At 73.2% G+C, this 18489-nt stretch carries 15 protein-coding genes; 4 read left to right on the top strand and 11 right to left on the bottom strand.

Annotated elements, in window-relative coordinates; translation table 11 throughout:
- Positions 1–3: 3 nt before the first annotated feature.
- From exaC to xylB, 5 genes are all read right to left on the bottom strand, one after another.
- Positions 4–1527, bottom strand: a complete 1524-nt coding sequence (exaC, locus tag ACZ6EG_RS25205; RefSeq protein WP_469607796.1) for an acetaldehyde dehydrogenase ExaC — start codon at positions 1525–1527, stop codon at positions 4–6.
- 134 nt (positions 1528–1661) lie between these two features.
- Positions 1662–2921: a GAF domain-containing protein gene (locus tag ACZ6EG_RS25200; RefSeq protein ID WP_391969356.1), complete on the bottom strand. Its 1260-nt coding sequence runs from the start codon at positions 2919–2921 to the stop codon at positions 1662–1664.
- A 142-nt stretch (positions 2922–3063) separates the two neighbouring features.
- Positions 3064–3669, bottom strand: a complete 606-nt coding sequence (locus ACZ6EG_RS25195; RefSeq protein WP_391969355.1) for an N-acetylmuramoyl-L-alanine amidase — start codon at positions 3667–3669, stop codon at positions 3064–3066.
- Between the two features lie 296 nt (positions 3670–3965).
- Positions 3966–5174 (bottom strand): ROK family protein, encoded by a 1209-nt coding sequence (locus tag ACZ6EG_RS25190; protein WP_469607791.1) that lies wholly within the window; start codon positions 5172–5174, stop codon positions 3966–3968.
- A 462-nt stretch (positions 5175–5636) separates the two neighbouring features.
- Positions 5637–7082, bottom strand: coding sequence for a xylulokinase (gene xylB, locus ACZ6EG_RS25185; RefSeq protein ID WP_391969353.1), 1446 nt, complete (start codon positions 7080–7082; stop codon positions 5637–5639).
- Between the two features lie 165 nt (positions 7083–7247).
- Between xylB and xylA the strand changes: the two genes are divergently transcribed.
- Positions 7248–8411: a xylose isomerase gene (gene xylA, locus ACZ6EG_RS25180; RefSeq protein ID WP_391969352.1), complete on the top strand. Its 1164-nt coding sequence runs from the start codon at positions 7248–7250 to the stop codon at positions 8409–8411.
- 104 nt (positions 8412–8515) lie between these two features.
- On the opposite strand, the gene ACZ6EG_RS25175 is transcribed toward xylA, so the two are convergent.
- A complete protein-coding gene (locus ACZ6EG_RS25175) occupies positions 8516–9790 on the bottom strand; it encodes an SWIM zinc finger family protein (protein ID WP_469607787.1) in 1275 nt (424 codons plus the stop codon).
- The gene (locus ACZ6EG_RS25170) at positions 9787–12657 is read right to left on the bottom strand and encodes a DEAD/DEAH box helicase (RefSeq protein ID WP_469607860.1); all 2871 of its coding nucleotides are present in this window, start codon (positions 12655–12657) and stop codon (positions 9787–9789) included. The genes ACZ6EG_RS25175 and ACZ6EG_RS25170 overlap by 4 nt, the downstream gene beginning before the upstream one ends.
- Positions 12658–12949: 292 nt before the next feature.
- Between ACZ6EG_RS25170 and ACZ6EG_RS25165 the strand changes: the two genes are divergently transcribed.
- Positions 12950–13132 carry a hypothetical protein gene (locus tag ACZ6EG_RS25165; protein ID WP_391969350.1) on the top strand — a complete coding sequence of 61 codons (183 nt, stop codon included), beginning with the start codon at positions 12950–12952 and terminating at the stop codon, positions 13130–13132.
- Between the two features lie 4 nt (positions 13133–13136).
- Here ACZ6EG_RS25165 and ACZ6EG_RS25160 read toward each other — a convergent pair whose 3' ends face one another.
- The 3 genes from ACZ6EG_RS25160 to ACZ6EG_RS25150 form a co-directional block, all read right to left on the bottom strand.
- The gene (locus ACZ6EG_RS25160; protein WP_469607784.1) at positions 13137–14528 is read right to left on the bottom strand and encodes a tannase/feruloyl esterase family alpha/beta hydrolase; all 1392 of its coding nucleotides are present in this window, start codon (positions 14526–14528) and stop codon (positions 13137–13139) included.
- 162 nt (positions 14529–14690) lie between these two features.
- Complete coding sequence (locus ACZ6EG_RS25155; RefSeq protein ID WP_391969348.1) at positions 14691–15665, bottom strand: hypothetical protein; 975 nt, start codon at positions 15663–15665, stop codon at positions 14691–14693.
- A gap of 137 nt (positions 15666–15802) precedes the next feature.
- Positions 15803–16099 carry a hypothetical protein gene (locus ACZ6EG_RS25150; RefSeq protein WP_469607781.1) on the bottom strand — a complete coding sequence of 99 codons (297 nt, stop codon included), beginning with the start codon at positions 16097–16099 and terminating at the stop codon, positions 15803–15805.
- Positions 16100–16198: 99 nt separating this feature from the next.
- Here ACZ6EG_RS25150 and ACZ6EG_RS25145 point away from each other — a divergent pair, with 99 nt between their 5' ends.
- Positions 16199–17095, top strand: a complete 897-nt coding sequence (locus tag ACZ6EG_RS25145; protein WP_469607777.1) for an oxygenase MpaB family protein — start codon at positions 16199–16201, stop codon at positions 17093–17095.
- Here ACZ6EG_RS25145 and ACZ6EG_RS25140 read toward each other — a convergent pair.
- Positions 17081–17605 carry a PadR family transcriptional regulator gene (locus tag ACZ6EG_RS25140; protein WP_469607775.1) on the bottom strand — a complete coding sequence of 175 codons (525 nt, stop codon included), beginning with the start codon at positions 17603–17605 and terminating at the stop codon, positions 17081–17083. The genes ACZ6EG_RS25145 and ACZ6EG_RS25140 overlap by 15 nt on opposite strands.
- A 124-nt stretch (positions 17606–17729) precedes the next feature.
- Here ACZ6EG_RS25140 and ACZ6EG_RS25135 point away from each other — a divergent pair, with 124 nt between their 5' ends.
- Positions 17730–18485, top strand: a complete 756-nt coding sequence (locus tag ACZ6EG_RS25135; RefSeq protein WP_469607772.1) for an alpha/beta fold hydrolase — start codon at positions 17730–17732, stop codon at positions 18483–18485.
- The last annotated feature ends 4 nt before the right edge of the window (positions 18486–18489 follow it).

Raw genomic sequence — 18489 nt, 5'->3', positions numbered from 1 at the left:
CTGCTAGAAGAACCCGAGCTTCCGGGGGCTGTAGGAACAGAGGAGGTTCTTCGTCTGCTGGTAGTGCTCCAGCATCATCTTGTGGTTCTCCCGGCCGATCCCGGACTGCTTGTAGCCGCCGAAGGCGGCATGCGCCGGGTAGGCGTGATAGCAGTTCGTCCAGACGCGGCCCGCCTGGATCGCGCGGCCCGCGCGGTACGCGGTGTTCATGTCGCGGGTCCATACGCCGGCACCCAGCCCGTACAGGGTGTCGTTGGCGGTCTTGACGGCGTCGTCGAAGTCGTCGAAGGACGTGACCGACACCACCGGGCCGAAGATCTCCTCCTGGAAGATCCGCATCCGGTTGTGGCCCTCGAAGATCGTCGGCTGGACGTAGTAGCCGCCCTTCAACTCGCCGTCGTACTCGATCCGTTCGCCGCCCGTGAGGATCTTGGCGCCCTCCTGGCGGCCGATGTCCAGGTAGGAGAGGATCTTCTCCAGCTGGTCGTTGGACGCCTGAGCGCCGATCATCGTGTCCGTGTCCAGGGGGTGGCCCGGCCTGATCAGCTCGGTGCGCGCGACGGCGGCCTCGAGGAACTCGGCGTAGGTGCCGCGCTGGATCAGCGCCCGGGACGGGCAGGTGCACACCTCGCCCTGGTTGAGCGCGAACATCGTGAAGCCCTCGAGCGCCTTGTCACGGAAGTCGTCGTCCCGCGCCCAGACGTCGTCGAAGAAGATGTTCGGTGACTTGCCCCCCAGCTCCAGGGTGACCGGCTTGATGTTCTCCGACGCGTACTGCATGATCAGCCGCCCGGTGGTGGTCTCCCCGGTGAACGCCACCTTCGCCACGCGCGGGCTCGACGCGAGCGGCTTGCCCGCCTCCACGCCGAAGCCGTTGACGACGTTGAGGACGCCGGGCGGCAGGAGGTCGGAGACCAGGCTCAGCCAGTAGTGGATGGAGGCCGGGGTCTGTTCGGCGGGCTTCAGGACCACCGCGTTGCCGGCCGCGAGAGCGGGCGCCAGTTTCCAGACCGCCATCAGGATCGGGAAGTTCCACGGGATGATCTGTGCGACGACCCCCAGCGGCTCGTGGAAGTGGTACGCGACCGTGTCGTCGTCGATCTCGCCGATCGAGCCCTCCTGGGCGCGGACCGCGCCCGCGAAGTAGCGGAAGTGGTCGATGGCGAGCGGGATGTCGGCTGCCAGTGTCTCGCGCACCGGCTTTCCGTTCTCCCAGCTCTCCGCGACCGCCAGGGCCTCCAGGTTCGCCTCCATGCGATCGGCGATCCGCAGCAGGATGTCGGAGCGTTCGGTCACCGATGTGCGACCCCAGCCGGGCGCGGCCTCGTGCGCGGCGTCGAGTGCGCGCTCCACGTCCTCCGCCGTACCGCGCGCGACCTCCGTGAAGGGCCGGCCGTCCACCGGCGACGGGTTCTCGAAGTACTGCCCCCGCGCCGGCGGCACGTACGCGCCGCCGATGAAATGGTCGTAGCGCGACTGATAGGAGACGATCGCGCCCTCGGTGCCGGGCGCCGCGTAACGAGTCATCCTGTGCCTCCCTCATCGAGCGCTGCCCGCCGTTGGGCAGCTCCGCCCGTGAGGCTAGGAGGCGGGACGTTGCGGGGACGTTGCGCGGCGGCGCCCCCCTTCGAGGGCCGCGGCCCGCCACACCCGGCGGGTGATCACCACGCCCCGGGTGCCGCCAACTCCGACTCCAGCGCGGCCAGCCGGGACCGGGCCGCAGCGGTGGGCCGGGCCGCGACCAGCGCCCGCCAGACGTCCAGATCGTCCTCGCCCCAGGGCGCGTGCGCCCAGTCGGCCAACAGGTCGGGATCACGGCAGGCGATCAACGCGGCGCGCAGACCGTCGGCGAGCCGGCGCCTGAGCCGGGTCACCGCCGGGGCCTGGGAACCGGGCAGGAGCGGTCCGGCGTACGCCGTCGCGGCCGCCGTCACCGCACCGGCCCGCAGGCGCCGCTCGACCACGGCGGCGTCGGAGTCGACGGGCATCGTGAGCCGGTACGGCCGTGAAGCCAGCCGTCCCGGACCCAGGAGCGCACGGAGCCGGGCCAGTTCGGCGCGCAGTGTCACCGGCGGCACCGCCTCGTCCCGGTAGAGCGCGCACAGCAACTCGTCGCCGGTCAGGCCCTCCGGGTGGTGGGCCAGCAGCACCACCATCTCACTGTGCCGCCGGCTCAGCCTGACGGTGCGGCCCTCCGCGCTCAGCAGGGCCTCGTCCCGACCCAGCGCGGTCAGCTGAGCCGTCCGGGCCTCCGGTGGCTCCGGGGCCAGCAGCGCCAGCTGCGACTCCGCGGCACGGGCGACCGCCTGGACGAAGCCCAGACTGTGCGGGTGCGCCAGACCGTCCCCGCCGGTGATGTCCACCGCACCGAGCACCCGCCCGGTGCGGGGATCGTGCACCGGAGCCGCCGCGCACGTCCACGGCTGGACCCGCCGGACGAAGTGCTCGGCCGCGAAGACCTGGACAGGACGGCCGACCGCCACCGCCGTGCCCGGTGCGTTCGTGCCGACCGCGGACTCCGCCCACCGGGCGCCGGGCACGAAGTTCATCCGCCCCGCCCGGCGCCGCGTGGCCGGATGACCTTCGACCCACAGCAGCCTGCCGTGCGCGTCGCACACGGCGAGCAGGTGCTCGCCGTCGGCGGCGAACGCACCCAGCAGTTCCCGGATGAGCGGCATCACCCGCGCCAGCGGGTGTTCGGCCCGGTAGGCACCCAGGTCGCCGTCCGTGAGCTCCACGTGCGCGCTGCTGTCCGGGCCGACGCCCGCCCGGACCGAGCGCCGCCACGACTCCGCCACGACCGGGCGCACGGGACGCGGCACGGTCCCCGCCTCGGTGAAGGTCGCGTGCGCCCGCCGCAGCGCCCGCGCGCGTTCGACGGGGTCGGTCCCCGGCTCCAGAGCCAGCCATGGATCGGTCAACTCGGCCTCCCCGGAGAGTGATGCGGTGGGGACATCGTCACTCCCTGGTCAGGCACGGACAACCCTTTCGACCAGCGAGGCCACCCGGACGAGGACACCGGACGCGGAACGGGCGGCCGAGAGAAGGCGAACAGCTACCGGGTCAGGCGAAGTTGACCAGTCTGATGTAGCGGGTCCAGTCCCACAAAGGCCCCGGATCCGTGTGATCGCTGCCCGGTACCTCGTGGTGCGCGATGATGTGGCTGCGGTCCTTGGGAATGCCGTACCTGGCGCAGATCGCCGCGGTGAGCCGGGCGGACTCCTCGTACAGGGCGTTGGTGAAGTACTCGGGCCGGTCCACCCACCCCTCGTGCTCGATGCCGATGCTGCGTGTGTTGTAGTCCCAGTTCCCCGCGTGCCAGGCGACGTCCGCCTCACGGACGCACTGGGCCACGTGCCCGTCGGCGGACCGGACGACGTAGTGCGCGGAGACCTGCTTGTCCGGATTGCGGAAGATGGAGAGGGTGTCGGCGTACGTCTCCTGCGTGACGTGGACGACCACGTAGTCGACGGGATAGGTGGTGGGCCGGCTCGACGGGGTGTAGTTGGACGTGCTCGCCGGCTGCCACTCGGCGGAGGGATGGTCGACGGCGGCGGGCCGGGCGGCGGCCCGGGTGCCGGAGAGCAGGGCGTACGGGACGGTGGCGAGCGCGGCTCCCTTCAGGAGCCGCCGCCTGGTCGGAACAGGTGTGGTCCTTTCCGTTTCCATGGGTCTGCCCTTTCGTGGGGTGGGGGACGAGCGCCGCTCCCCGTGTGAGATCTGTCGGTGCGAATCACCGTACGGGCGGCGGAGGTTGCGCAGGAGAGCGCCGCGCCGTTCCGTGGACGGACGCCTCCTTGTGGACATCTCGCTCACTCGACCGAGTGAAAAGGGTGTGACAGGGGACGGTTTGAGCGGAGCGGAGCGGCGCGGGGCGGCGCTGGGGAGGGCGAGCAGCCGGTGTCGGGTCGGCGTAGGAGCATGAGGGCCCGGGCCGACGACGAAGCCCCGTCCTCGGATCGGGCTCAGGCCCGCTCCGCCACCACCGCCGGATCGTCCAGGACCGCCCGTACCACCGAGTGCGCGGCGCCGAGCAGCGGACCCTGCGGGCCCAGCTCCGACACGGAGACCGGGCAGGCCGGGCCGGCCGTGCGCCGGGCCAGTTCGTCACGCAGGGACGGCAGCAGCCAGGGTGCGAGTCCGGCCAGTGCCCCGCCCAGCACCACGCTCTCCGGGTCCAGCAGGTTCACCGCGCCGGTCAGCGCGATGCCGAGTGCCCTGCCCGCGTCGCTCAGGGCTTGCCGTACGGCCTCGTCGCCCTCCGTCGCGCGCCCCGCGAGCAGTCCGACGCGGTCCTCGCCCGGCTCCACCCCGGCCGCGCGCAGTACCGCCTTCTCGCCGGCGTACTGCTCCAGGCACCCCCGCCCGCCGCAGGCGCACTCCGGTCCGTCGGGTCGGACCGGGACGTGGCCCAGTTCCCCGGCGAATCCACGGGTACCGCGCAGCAGCCGTCCGTCGACGACCACCGCGGCACCGATGCCGATCTCGGCCGACACGTGCAGGAAGTCCCGCGGGGTGCCGTCACCGAGCCAGAGTTCGGCGAGCGCGCCGAAGTTGGCCTCGTTGTCCACGGTCAGCGGCAGGTCGGCGGGGAGCAGAACGCCCAGGTCGGCGTCGTGCCAGTCCAGGTTCGGAGCGCGTACGACGGTCCGGGCGTCCCGGGCCACGAGACCCGGCACGGCCACCGCGAGACCGGCGGGCCACAGCCCCTCCGACTCGGCCTCCGACACGACCTGCCGCACCAGACCGTTGAGTTGCTCGGCCACCGGCTCCAGCGAACGGCCCCGGTTGCTGCCGTACCGCACGGCCCGGGACCGCACCCGGCCGCGCAGATCGACCGCGCAGACCGCGAGGTGGTCGACGCCGACTTCGGCACCGATGCCCGCCGGGCCCTGTGCGCTGATGGCGAGCGCCGACCCGGGCCGTCCCACCCGGCCGGGCCGCTCGGGGCCCAGCTCCTCCAGGAGCCCCGAGCGGATGAGCTCGTCCACGAGCGTCGACACGGCGGCTCGCGTGAGCCCGATGCGTGAGGCGACGGCGGCTCGGGACAGCGGGCCCTCGGCACTGACGGTGTGCATCACCCGGGCGAGGTTGCGGCGACGCATGCCCTGCTGGGTGTCCGGCAGTGGGCGCCCGGCGCGTGCCGGACGGTCTTCGTGCGGGGGTGCGGTCATGCCTCCGTCAGTCCTTGGTCGGTCTCGGTCGGTTCCTGTCAGTATCGGTCGAGGGCGGTCGGGTCCGCTGAGTCTTGGTCGGGTCCAGTGGATCTCGGTCGGGACCAGTGATTCTCGGTCGGTTCGGTAGGTCTCGGTCGGTTCGATGGGTCTGGTCGGGCCCGGTCGGGCTCGGCCGGTCCGGTCATCGTCACACGCCCGCCGACGCGGACCGGCGGCGGTCCGTGTGATCCCCGCCATCGTCCGACGTGTCCGTCGGCGAACGTCCCGTCGCCCGTCGCCTGTCGCCTCTCGCCCGCGGACGGGCTCCGCCGGGGCCCGTCCGCGGGCACGGCCTCCGTCGGCGCGCTCAGGGCGCGGTCCCAGCCGGCGCACGCTCGACGCACCGAGGGCACCACCGCCGCGAGCCGGGAACGGATGGGTGACGGGGACTCGTCGACGGCGCCCGCGTGGAGCGCGCCGTCAGCGGGTTTCCGCGGTCCGCTCCAGCAGGGGTGCCGCGTCGGAAAGCACCCCGGAGATCCTCGTCAGCGCGGCCTCGTCCCGCTCCACGGCGTCCAGCACCGGCCCGGCGGCCGTGTTCCAGCGCCGGGCGACCGCTGCGGCGTCCTCACCGGTCAGCAGGCCGGCCGCCTGTGCGGCGGCGCCGAGTGCGACCAGTTCCTTCGCCTCGGGGATCTGCACGGGCCGGCCCGACAGTCGTCGTACGGTCTGCTGCCACGCACTCCCGCGAGCGCCGCCGCCGATCAGCAGCAGGGGTGCCGAGGCGTCCGCGTCGGAGTCCAGGACGAGGTCGAGTGCCCCGAGCAGCGAGTGCACCGCACCGTCGTAGGCGGCCTGGAGCAGTTGGCCGGCGGTCGTGTCGTGGCGCAGGCCGTGCAGGAGGCCGGAGGCGTGCGGCAGGTTCGGTGTGCGTTCGCCGTCGAGGTAGGGCAGGAGGGTGACCTCGGTGCCCGGTTCGACGGCTTCCCGGTCCAGGTTCAGCAGGGCCGCGACGCGGTCGACGGCGAGCGTGCAGTTGAGGGTGCAGGCCAGTGGCAGCCAGTCGCCGCGTGCGTCGGCGAAGCCCGCCACGGTGCCGGTCGGGTCGGCGGGCCTGCGCCGCGACACGGCGTACACGGTGCCGGACGTGCCGAGACTCATCACCGGAACGCCGGGGCGGAGCCCGAGGCCCAGTGCGGCGGCCGCGTTGTCGCCGGTCCCCGCGGCGACCAGGGTGCCCTTGGAGAACGGCAGGTCGTGACCGTCGCGCACGGTGCCGGCCACCTCGCCGGGCCGCACCGTACGGGGCAGCAACGCCGGATCGAGCCCCACGCGCGCGAGGATGTCCTCGTCGTACGACTCCGTACCGGAGGCCCACCAACCGGTTCCGGACGCGTCGCCGCGGTCGGTGGTCCCCTCACCGGTGAGGCGCTCGGTGAGGTAGTCGTGGGGCAGCCGAACGGCCTTGACCGCGCGGGCCGCCTCCGGCTCGTGCTCGGCCAGCCAGGCCCACTTGGTGACCGTGAACGAGGCGCTCGGCACGCTGCCCGTGCGCTCCGCCCACGTCTCGGGGCCGCCCAGCTCATCGATCAGCCGACGGGCCTGCGGGGCCGAACGCACGTCGTTCCACAGCAGGGCCGGGCGCACCGGATCTCCCTGGGCGTCCAGGGTGACCAGTCCGTGCTGCTGTCCACCGACCGACACCGCGGCCGCCTCGCGAGCGGCGTCGCCGCACTGGTGCAGCGCTTCGCGCAGGGCCTCCCACCACTGACGCGGATCGCTCTCGCGGCCCGCCCCGGAGGAGACGGTGTGGGGTGCCTGGCCGCTCGCGACGACCTGGCCGGTGGCGGCGTCGACGACCAGTGCCTTCGTGGACTGGGTGGACGTGTCCACACCCACGACGAGCGGACCCTCGGCTGCTGACATCGGGCTTCTCCTCTTCCGCGGCTCCGCGGGGTCTGAGCGGACTGCTCGTACTGCGTCGGGGGGACACCTTGTCCCTTCCCAGGAGCGTGTGTGCATACTAATTTGTAAAGCGCCATGACGAAATAGTCGGCAGCGAGTGATCGGCAGCGAGTGAGGAGCCGCGGAATGAACTACCAGCCCACTCCCGAGGACAGGTTCACGTTCGGTTTGTGGACGGTCGGCTGGCAGGGCCGGGACCCCTTCGGTGACGCCACCCGGCGGGCGCTGGACCCGGCGGAGTCGGTACGGCGCCTGGCCGAGCTGGGCGCGTATGGGGTCACGTTCCACGACGACGACCTGATCCCGTTCGGGTCGAGCGACACCGAGCGCGAGGAGCACGTCAAGCGGTTCCGGCAGGCGTTGGACGCGACGGGCATGAAGGTCCCGATGGCGACGACGAACCTGTTCACGCACCCGGTCTTCAAGGACGGCGCGTTCACCGCGAACGACCGCGACGTGCGCCGGTACGCGCTGCGCAAGACGATCCGCAACATCGACCTCGCGGTGGAGCTGGGTGCGAGCGTGTACGTCGCCTGGGGCGGCCGGGAGGGCGCGGAATCCGGTGCGGCCAAGGACGTGAGGGACGCGCTGGACCGCATGAAGGAGGCCTTCGACCTGCTGGGCGAGTACGTCACCGAGCAGGGCTACGACCTGAGGTTCGCGATCGAGCCCAAGCCGAACGAGCCCCGCGGTGACATCCTGCTGCCGACGGTGGGCCACGCGCTGGCGTTCATCGAGCGGCTGGAGCGGCCGGAGCTCTACGGCGTGAACCCGGAGGTCGGTCACGAGCAGATGGCGGGGCTGAACTTCCCGCACGGCATCGCGCAGGCACTGTGGGCGGGCAAGCTGTTCCACATCGACCTCAACGGCCAGTCCGGCATCAAGTACGACCAGGACCTCCGGTTCGGCGCGGGTGACCTGAGGGCCGCGTTCTGGCTGGTCGACCTGCTGGAGCGGGCCGGGTACGAGGGGCCGCGGCACTTCGACTTCAAGCCGCCGCGCACCGAGGACCTCGACGGCGTGTGGGCGTCGGCGGCCGGCTGCATGCGCAACTACCTCATCCTCAAGGACCGGGCCGCCGCGTTCCGCTCCGACCCGCAGGTGCAGGAGGCGCTCGCCGCGGCGCGGCTGGACGAGCTGGCCCGTCCGACCGCCGAGGACGGCCTCGCGGCGCTGCTGGCCGACCCGACCGCCTACGACACCTTCGACGTGGACGAGGCCGCCGCCCGCGGCATGGCCTTCGAGCACCTCGACCAGCTCGCCATGGACCACCTCCTCGGCGCCCGCTGAGCGGTCCGTCCGCTGCGCGACGGCTCCTGTTCCCCCTGTTCACAGGTGGGGCCGGAGCACGCTCGACCCCCCGTCCCACCGGCGCGATGTCGGGGGGCGGGGGGTCACGCTTCCTCGTCCGCCGCGAGCGCCGCCGCGGCCAGGGCCGTCGCCGGGTCCTGGACCGGGCCGCCCGCCGGGAGCCAACGGCCCCGCTCCCTCCGGTACGGCCACCAGCGGCCGTCCCGGTCCAGCCGGAGCTGATGCGGCGCGCCCACGACGGTCCACCGGTTGGCCCGTGCCCGCAGCGACGGCCGCTCGTCCTCGTCCCAGGCGGACCCGAGCGCGGCACGCGCGCGTGTGTACGTGTCGCCCCGCGGCGTCCACTCCTCCTCGAGCACGGACAGGGCGGCCGCGCCCCCGAGCCGCCACGCGCGCACGGCGACGGCCAGTTCCTCCCCGTCACGTCCCGAGCCCTCACCGAGGCGTCGCGTCACTTCCGGTCCGGGGTCGCCGGCCGCCAGCCGTACCGCGTCCTGCGCAGCGGTCGCCTCCGCGGACCCGGTCTGCCCGTCACCCGGGGCCCCCGAACGCAGAGCCTCGGCGAGCAGCCGGTGTGCCTCCGCCGCGGCCTGCGAGGCCACGTAGGCCAGCGCGGCGGGGTCGATGCCGGCGGGTGGCACCGTCTCGGTCTCCAGGGAGGGCGGTACGCCCGGCTCCTTGCGCAGCGCGGGCGGCGGGGGCAGCGGAGGCAGCACGTGCCCCGCCGCGTAGGCCTCGGCGGCGTCCACCCCCGCCGGACGCGAGGCGCTTTCTTCCGCGGACGTCCCGCCGCGCGTCTGAAGGGCGTCGAGTACGGCGCTCTCCGCGCGGCCCCGCATCAGCAGCAGCACGAAGGGGTCCTGGTCCAGCAGCCGGGCCACCTGGTAGCAGAGCGCGGCGGTGTGCCCGCAGTGGTCCCAGGCGCCGCAGTCGCACTCCGGTTCCAGGTCGCCCAGGCCCGGCAGCAGGTCGATCCCCGCGGTCGCGGCGTCCTCCACGAGGTGCGGTGGCATGTCGTGGTCCAGCAGGGCGGCCACGTGCCCGGACCGCTCGATCGCCATGTCGACGAAGCGGTCCCACTGGGCGTCGGACAGCTTCTCGAGCAGGACGTCGGCCCGGTGCGCGGTGCCGTCCCGGTCCTGGACGACGGCGGTGATGCGGCCCGGCCGTACCGACACCGCCCCGACGGCTCCCGCGCGTGCGAGCCGGCGGCCCGTCTTCACCTGGGCCGTGTCCAGCGCGGCGTCCTCCAGGGCCTTCAGCCAGGACCGGCCCCACCAGGTCTGCGCGAAGCCCCGGCCCGCTGCGGGCGGCAGCGCGGCGAACGTCCGCTGCGTGTCGTCGTCGTACCGTGTCATCGCGTGCCCCCTCGCAGCTCGACCAGATCGGCGAGTTCCGTGTCCGTCAGCTCCGTGAGCGCCGCCTCGCCGGCTCCCAGTACGGCGTCGGCCAGTTTCCGCTTGCGGTTCAGCAGGGCGGCGATGCGGTCCTCGACCGTCCCCTCCGCGACCAGCCGGTGCACCTGCACGGGGCGGGTCTGGCCGATGCGGTAGGCGCGGTCGGTGGCCTGTGCCTCGACGGCCGGGTTCCACCAGCGGTCGAAGTGCACGACGTGCTCCGCGCGCGTGAGGTTCAGTCCGGTGCCCGCCGCCTTCAGCGACAGCAGGAACACCGGGACCTCTCCGTCCTGGAAGCGCCGCACGAGTGCCTCCCGTGCCGTGACGGACGTTCCCCCGTGGAGGAACAGCGACGGCACGCCGCGGGCGGCCAGGTGTCGTTCGAGGAGGCGCGCCATCTGCACGTACTGCGTGAAGACCAGCACACTCGACCTCTCGGCGAGGATCGTGCCGAGCAACTCGTCCAGCAGTTCCAGCTTCCCCGAGCGTCCGGCGATCCGGGGACGGTCCTCCTTGAGGAACTGCGCCGGGTGGTTGCAGATCTGCTTGAGGCTCGTCAGCAGTTTCACGATCATGCCGCGTCGCGCCATACTGCCGGCCCCGGGGATCTCCTCGAGTGCCTCGCGCACCACCGCCTCGTACAGACCCGTCTGCTCAGCGGTCAGCGACACCGGGTGGTCGGTCTCCGTCTTGGGCGGCAGTTCCGGCGCGATGCCGGGGTCCGACTTGCGTCGGCGCAGGAGGAACGGCCCAACGAGGCGCGCCAGACGCTCCGCAGCCGCCGGGTCCCGGCCCCCTTCGACGGCTTGCGCGTAGTGCTCGCGGAACCTGCCGAGCCGCCCCAGCAGACCCGGAGTGGCCCAGTCGAGGATCGCCCACAGTTCCGAGAGGTTGTTCTCCACCGGGGTGCCGGTGAGTGCCACGCGTGCGCGCGCGCCGATGGAACGCAGTTGCCGCGCGGTCTCCGAGTACGGGTTCTTCACGTGCTGTGCCTCGTCCGCCACGACCAGGCCCCACGGGACGGAGGCCAGCCGTTCGGCGTCCAGGCGCATGGTGCCGTAGGTGGTGAGCACGAACGCGCCGTCCGGGAGGCCCTCCAGGTCACGTCGTGCGCCGTGGAAGCGGCGCACGGGTGTGCCGGGCGCGAACCGCTCGATCTCCCGCTGCCAGTTGCCCATGAGGGAGGTCGGGCAGACCACGAGCGTGGGCCCGGCGGCAGCCGGGTCGGTCTGCCGGTGCAGGTGCAGCGCGATCAGGGTGACGGTCTTGCCGAGACCCATGTCGTCGGCGAGACAGCACCCCAGACCCAGTGACGTCATGCGGACCAGCCAGCCGAGTCCCCTCAGCTGGTAGTCGCGCAGCGTGGCGTCGAGCGACGCGGGCTGTCCCACGGCCTCCCGCGCCTCGGGATCGGCGAGGCGTTCCCGCAGCTCGGCCAGCCACCCCGTGGGGCGCACCTCGACGCGCTCGCCGTCGATCTCCGTCGAGCCCGTCAGGGCGGCGGCGAGCGCGTCGACGGGCGTGACCTTGTGCTCCCGGCGGCTGCGAGCGCGCAGCGCCTCCTCCGGGGCGACGAGCACCCACTGGTCACGCAGGCGCACCAGGGGGCGGTTGGCCTCCGCGAGGAGTTCGAGTTCCGCGCGAGTGAGCCGTCGGTCGCCGAGGGCGAACGACCAGTCGAAGGCGAGCAGCGCGTCGGCGGACAGGAACGACGGACCGGCGTCGGACGAGGCCGTGCGCCCCGCCGACTCCTCCTCGGGCGGTCCGACCTCCGCGTGAGCGGTCAGGTCACGGGCCAGTTCCCTCGGCCAGTGCACGTCGACTCCCGCGCCGGCCAGTGCCCGGGAAGCCGTCCCGAGGAGCTCGGTGACCTCCTCGTCGGCCAGTTCGACCGCGTCCGGCACGGCCGCCGACAGCAACGGCGTGAGGGCGGGCCAGGCCCGGGCGGCCCGGCGGAGGGCGAGCAGGGTGTCCAGCCGCGCGCGGGCGCCGAACGCGGTGCCCACGGATCCGGCCCACACCTCGGCGGTGTCCGCCACGAGCGCCGGATCGCTCACGCTGTGCACCTGGACCACCGCCCGGAACGTCGGCCGAGCCTCCGAGGGCGCCGCGTCCGACAGCCCCCGGACCTCGAGGCGCAGGGACAGGCGTACGCCCGCGTCGTGTCCCGCGGCGACGTCGGCGGCCCACTCGCGCAGTTCGGGCATCCGCCGCGGCTCCCAGGAGGCGTAGGCGGGACCGGCCGTCACCAGCGCGGCGGCGGGGGAGCGGGGCATCGAGTCGGCGACGGCGTCCAGGAAGGCGCGCACCAGCCCTTCCGGGTCGGGGAGCCGCAGGGGTTCGACGCCGTCGATCGGGACCGCGTGCGCCTCGGGCGGCATGGCGGCCGCCAGATGGCGGAGGCGCTCGACGTCGTCGGCGCCCATCGGGCCCGCGCGCCAGGCCTCGTGGTCGGTCGCCGACAGGCCGGGCAGCAGCAGCCCGCGCGCCACGAGGTGGAGGGCTTCGACCGCGACCGCGCCCCAGAACTCCGTCGCCCGATGGCCCTCCGCGCGGACCCCCGCGCGCGTGAGGACCGGGAGGGCCGACCCCACCGGAAGCAGCGTCGCCGACACGCTCACCGGGCGCACACCGTCACCCTCGGGCAGCGCGACCGTCAGACGCTTCGCGGGCAGCCCCGTGGCGATGCCCGGAGGGGCCTCGGTGTCGGGGCGCCAGAAGGCGACCGCCCCGGTGCGGGCGGGATCGCCGGGCAGGAAGACGGCACGGCCGTGAGCGAGGTCGGGGAGGGCGGAGAGTGCGGCCGGGAGGGCGGTCCGTGCAGCGATGATGTATTCCTCAAATTTGACTAGTCAACGTCGCGATCGCAGAGCCTACATGCTTTCCGGTGCCGTGGGGTGCGCCTCGAGTGTGGCTTGCGACACTGTTCGAGGAGGAGAGTGGCGGTACCGGACGACCCCTCCGACTGAAGTGGCGGGGAGGAAGCGCCGCCGTGCGGCTTCTCGGGGTCGCGTAGGGGTCGAGCCTCAGGGAGGTCTCAGGGGCGCCGCACGGAACTGCCGGGAGCGCGGGCCCGTTTTCAGGACAGAGAGCGGCAGTGGCCGCGAAGGAGGCGACACCATGTCGAAGAACGCCAAGGTTGCCGCGGGAGGTGTGGCGGCCGGGCTCATCCTGCTGATCTGGCTCCCGTGGTGGGCTGCCCTGCTGATCGTTCTGGGAGTCCCGGCCGCCGCGTACCTCACCCTGGACCCCTCGCAGCGGCGCAGGCTGCGCCGTAGGACCCGCAGGGAGATAGGCCGATGAGGCGCTAACGCCCCGTCGCGGCCGGCTCCCGCAGCGAGCAGGAGTTGACCACGTCACCGTCCGCGGGCCTGCCGACCGTGCGGTCCGCGGGCGGCGGGGTGCCCCGCTCCACCCACGCGGTCAGCGCGTCGAACGCCGACCGGTAGCAGGGCAGGATGGGCCGCAGCCTGTCGGGATGGGTGTCGTACAGCCCGTCGACGTGGGTGCCGCCCCGGATCGCGTAGTACCGGTGCAGCCTCCCCCGGCCGCTCGCGTCGACCATGCGGGCGTACACGTCGGAGTCGGCGGCCTTGGGCAGCAGCGCGTCGAGATCGCCGTGCAGGGTGATCAGCGGCTTCGCGACGCGTCCGGTCAGGGCGACCCGGGCCACCGCGCGGTGGACGGAGGCGGGGCGCGCCGCGTAGTCGTAGGCCGCGTCGGAGGGGCACGGCGCCAGGATCTCCTCCAGCGCGGACCCGGCGGTCGGTCCTGGACAGCGGGGGTCGTAGCCCGGGTCGAACTCGGCGCGGTAGATCTTCTGGGTCAGCCCCCAGTAGGCCTTCTCGTGGTACGGCCACAGGAACTCGGATCCACGCGCGAAGCCCGCCGTGTACAGGTCCTCCTCACGTGCCTCACCGAGCATCCGGGCCACCGTCACCGGCAGGGACGTGAGCAGGTTGGGGCCGTCCGCGGTCCACAGCGCCCCCTCCCAGTCCACACCGCCGTCGTACAGCTCCGGGTGGTTCTCCAGTTGCCAGCGGGTGAGATAGCCGCCGTTGGAGATCCCGGTGATGTACGTGTGACGCGGTGCGTGTCCGTAGCGCTGGGCGACCACGCGCCGGGCGGCGCGGGTGAGCTGCGTGGTGCGGGTGTTCCACTCGGCGACCGCGTCTCCGGGCCGTGCGCCGTCCCGGTAGAAGTCCGCGCCGCTGTTGCCCTTGTCGGTCGCGGCGTACGCGTACCCCTGGGCGAGGACGCGGTCGGAGATCGCCTTGTCCGTGGCGTACTGCTTGCGCGTGCCCGGCGCCCCCGTGACGACGAGGCCGCCGTTCCAGCGGTCCGGCAGCCGGATCACGAACTGCGCGTCGTGCCGCCAGCCGTGCGTGGCGTTGAAGCGGGAGGAGTCCGGGAAGTAGCCGTCGACCTGGACGCCGGGAACACCGGACGGCACCTCGGTGCCACCGGCGGTCAGCCCGGCCTGGTCGGCCATGTCGGTGTACGGGGTGCCCGCGAGCCCGGTGGTGGTCAGATCGTCCAGACAGGCGCTGCGCTGCAGAGCCGCGCCCGGCACCCGCACCCGGTCCTGGCGGGAGCAGTGTCCCCCTCCGTCGGCCTGCGCGGCCGCGGGAGCCGGCTGGGTGAGCGCAACCGCGGTGAGGGCGGCGGCGAGGAACGGGACACCACGGGGCAGACGCATCAGGGTCTCCAGGCGCTGTGGGGCGGAGCTCAGGGCTGCCCCATCGTGCGGGCCCACCGCGGCCGTAGCCATGTGCTCGAACCACATGAGGGAACGGCCAGGTGTGGGGGCGAAGGCGGCCCGGGGCCGTCCCGCACCGTTGCCGGGCTCTCCGCCACCCGATCAGCTCGGCCGCACCGCCATTCTGTCGAGGGCTTCCAGGAGCCCGGGCAGCGACGGCCCCCGGCCCACCGGCAGAACCTCTCCGGGTTCCTCGTCGAGCAGGATGAAGGCGATGTCGTCGGTGCGGGCGACGAGTGACCAGCCGGGACCGTCGGCCCGCAGCGTCCGGGCGTCCCCCGACGCGAACGACGAACGGACCCGGCCCAGTGGCGGGGGCGTGTCGACGTAGGCGCGCGCTTCCGCGAGCACGCGCCGGACCCCGCTGTGCCCGGGGGACCCGGCATCGACCCCTCCCACGGCGTCGGCCTGATCCGCCGTGGCGCCCCCGCCCGTGGTGCCGGTGCCGTCCACGGCGGCGGCCCGATCCGTGCCGCCGGCCGGCGCCCCCTCGTCGGCGCCGGTGGCCCGGTCCTCGTCGGCGTCGTCGTCCGGGACACGCCCGTCCGCGGCGGGCCCGCCGTCCGGCACGGGGAAGTCCGCGTCGTCGATCTGCTCCCGCCACTGTGCCCACTGCAGGGCGATCTCGTCGGCCCCCAGACGTCGCTGCGCCGGCCCCCACACGGACGTGTCCGGCGGCGTCAAAGCGGGCTGGTCAACGGACTCGGGGCCGGGATCGTGCGGCGCGGGCACGCCGGGGGCCGCCACGGCGACCGCCAGGGGCCAGCCGGGCAGCGCGGTGACGACCGTACGCTCGTCCGGCGACAGCTCGTACTCCATCCCGCAGTCCCAGGACGCCACGGCCACGGCGACCAGCGACGCGTCATCGATGACCACCGTCCACCGCGCACCGTCGCCGTCCTGGCCGAGCACCAGGCCGTAGCCGTCGGCCAGCGGCGGTAGACCGAGCGCCGCGCACGCCTCCACGTAGTCGTCGCCCAGCACACTCGGGAACTTCGCCGGCGTCAGCAACACCGCCGTGAGCACGTAGAGCGCATCTTCCGCGGCGGCGACGGTGTCCTCGTCCGTCCCGGCCATCCCAGCCTCCCCATCGGTTGGTCCAATGGCGCGCACCCTAGTGCGACCGGGAAGCCCTTGTCACGACTCCCAGACGCACCCGAGCTGCAGCTTTCCGGCTGGTCGGGGCGAATCGACCACCGGCCCGGAGGGCCGGGTCAGGGCGCGGGCAGGCCCAGAAGGTCCCGGGCCACCTCCCGCGGCGACTCGCCGCGCTCCCGCGCGAGCGCGATCACGGCCCGGCAGGCCAGCTCGTTCACCCCGAACGACAGGGCCTCCGGTGACACCCAGCCCGCCGCCTCGTCGATGCCCTCCTGGTCGTTCTCCGCGGCCGCCGCGACGTAGGCGGCGGCGGCATCGAAGAGATTGTGCGAACGCGGCTCCCCTCCGCCGCTCCCCCCGGTGCGCCGGACGGTGCGAGACCTGCCCCAGTTCTCGCGGATCCTGCCGAACAAGCGGACCACCTCCCCTGCCGGATGCCACGGTCGGCGACCGTGCATCTCACGCTCCCCAACGTAGAGTTGAAGTTCCTACGGCAGAAGGGGACGGGGACTGTGAAGCGCTACGAGCGGTTGCGGCAGATCCGGCGGATGGACCCTTACGAGGACGCGTCGGAGATCTATCGGCTGGCCTCGGCCTACGAGTTCCCGTGGGACTTCGCCCGCGCCCTGGAGCTGGCGCTGTACCGCACCTACGCCGTGCCGAGCATCGGCCGACTGCTGGCGCGGACGGCGGAGTTCACGGAGCGGGCGCAGAAACGCTACGACGACACGGCGCTGCTGCTCGACGCCGTCGTCGAGCACGGCTTCGGCAGTGAGCAGGGCCGCACGGCCATCCGGCGCATCAACCAGATGCACCGCGCCTACGACATCACCAACGACGACATGCGGTACGTCCTGTGCACGTTCGTGGTGATCCCCAAGCGCTGGATCGACGCCTACGGCTGGCGCAGGCTGTCGCGTCACGAGACCGTCGCCTCCGCCGTCCACCACCGCACGCTGGGACGGCACATGGGCATCAGGGACGTTCCCACGTCGTACGAGGAGTTCGAGGCCTGCCTCGACGCCTACGAGGAGGCCCACTTCGCGTGGGACGAGGAGGCACGCCGGGTCGCCGACGGCACCCTCGACCTCATGGCCTCCTGGTACCCCGGCGCCCTCGCACCGCTCCTGCGTACCGGCACCCTCGCCCTGCTCGACGAGCCCCTCCTGCGCGCGTTCCGGTACACGCCGCCGAGCACCACCAGCCGCGCGATCGTACGCCGCGCGGTGCGCCTGCGCGGGCGCGCGGTCCGCCTGATGCCACCGAGGCGTGCCCCGCACCACGCCCGGCAGAACAGGGAGATCAAGGGCTACCCGGACGGTTACCTGCTGGCGGAGCTGGGCACCCACCCGACCCCCGGCGTCCGGGGCTGTCCGGTCCGTCGGATCGGGGCGTCAGCCGCCGAGTGAGCCGAGGGTCTCGCGCAGCCAGCCCAGTTCGGCCCGGGACGTGGCTCGGGCGATGGTGAGGACACCTCGCCGGAAGGGGTCGTCCAGCTCCTCTGCGCGCAGCGGCCGGTCACCGTCGTAGAAGAAGCTCGCCGGTTCCTCCAGGAAGGTCAGGCGGCGGCGCAGTACGGCGGCCTGGGCGCCGGCGTCGTCCAGGTGCCGGAGGAAGGCGAGGAGCGTGAACCAGCGGTTCTCGTCGGTGATGTCACGCTTCGTCGGCTCGGCGAGCCGGCGGCGCAGCTCCTGCCGTCCCTCCTCGGTGAGCGTCAGAACATGGCGCGGGGCCGCCACGGCGCCCGGCTGCGTGGCGCGCGCGAGGAGGCCCGCCGCTTCCAGGCGCTTGATCGCGGGGTAGAGCGTGCTCTCGGCGACGGGCCGGACGTACCCGGTCAGAGCGCTGATGCGCTTGCGCAGCTCGTAGCCGTGCAGGGGGGCGTCGTACAGGAATCCGAGGATGGACAGTTCCAGCATGCCCGCATTCTCGCGCACGACCGCTGTACATCGAGCATGCGGTACTTCGCTTACCGAATACATCGCTTCCGATGTATTCTCCTGAAGGGGCGGCGAGGACCGCGGCCCATCGAGGGAGGACGGAATGCGACAAGCCCGGTTCGACAGCGAGGGAAGTCGCATCCGCTGGACGGAGACGCCGGGTGAGGAACCCGCGCGGGTGTACGTGCACGGTCTCGGTGCGATGTCGTCCGTGTACCACGCGCACATCGCGGCGCGTCCCGAACTCGCGGGACGGCGCAGCCTCTTCGTGGATCTGCCCGGTCACGGCATCAGCGACCGGCCCGCGCGCTTCGGCTACACCCTCGAGGACCACGCCGACGCCTTGGCCGCCGCGCTGGACGAGGCCGGCCTGTCCGGAGCCGAGCTGATCGCGCACAGCATGGGTGGCGCCGTCGCCGTCGTCCTCGCGCACCGTCGGCCCGAGCTGGTCTCCCGCCTGGTCCTCACGGAGGCCAACCTCGACGCCTGCCCGCCACCGACCGCCGGCAGCAGCGGCATCGCCGCCCATGAGGAGGACGACTTCGTCGACGGCGGCCACGCGCGCGTGCTGGAGCACGTCGGACCGGTGTGGGCGGCGACGATGCGGCTGACCGACCCCCGGGCCCTGCACCGCTCCGCCGTGGGGCTGCGCCGGGGGTCGCGGCCCGTGATGCGCGCCCTCCTCGAAGGGCTGCCGGTCGACCGGGTGTACCTGCAGGGCGAACTCAGCGGTGAAGTGGCGGGCCGACAGGCGCTGGAAGACGCGGGCGTGCGCGTGATGACCGTGCCGGGGGCCGGGCACAACGTCATGTTCGACCGGCCCGACGTCTTCGCGGCCGCGGTCGCGGGCCGGGGCTGATCGG

The sequence above is a fragment of the Streptomyces sp. NPDC041968 genome (assembly GCF_055589025.1).
Note: the sequence above shows the minus strand (reverse complement) of the source record. Positions and strands in the feature narration are given on the sequence as shown.

Coding starts and splice junctions, on each gene's coding strand:
- xylA (WP_391969352.1), top strand. CDS start 7,248: ATGAACTACCAGCCCACTCCCGAGGACAGGTTCACGTTCGGTTTGTGG.
- ACZ6EG_RS25175 (WP_469607787.1), bottom strand. CDS start 9,790: ATGACACGGTACGACGACGACACGCAGCGGACGTTCGCCGCGCTGCCG.
- ACZ6EG_RS25190 (WP_469607791.1), bottom strand. CDS start 5,174: ATGACCGCACCCCCGCACGAAGACCGTCCGGCACGCGCCGGGCGCCCA.
- exaC (WP_469607796.1), bottom strand. CDS start 1,527: ATGACTCGTTACGCGGCGCCCGGCACCGAGGGCGCGATCGTCTCCTAT.
- ACZ6EG_RS25140 (WP_469607775.1), bottom strand. CDS start 17,605: ATGCTGGAACTGTCCATCCTCGGATTCCTGTACGACGCCCCCCTGCAC.
- xylB (WP_391969353.1), bottom strand. CDS start 7,082: ATGTCAGCAGCCGAGGGTCCGCTCGTCGTGGGTGTGGACACGTCCACC.
- ACZ6EG_RS25160 (WP_469607784.1), bottom strand. CDS start 14,528: ATGCGTCTGCCCCGTGGTGTCCCGTTCCTCGCCGCCGCCCTCACCGCG.
- ACZ6EG_RS25195 (WP_391969355.1), bottom strand. CDS start 3,669: ATGGAAACGGAAAGGACCACACCTGTTCCGACCAGGCGGCGGCTCCTG.
- ACZ6EG_RS25135 (WP_469607772.1), top strand. CDS start 17,730: ATGCGACAAGCCCGGTTCGACAGCGAGGGAAGTCGCATCCGCTGGACG.
- ACZ6EG_RS25155 (WP_391969348.1), bottom strand. CDS start 15,665: ATGGCCGGGACGGACGAGGACACCGTCGCCGCCGCGGAAGATGCGCTC.
- ACZ6EG_RS25165 (WP_391969350.1), top strand. CDS start 12,950: ATGTCGAAGAACGCCAAGGTTGCCGCGGGAGGTGTGGCGGCCGGGCTC.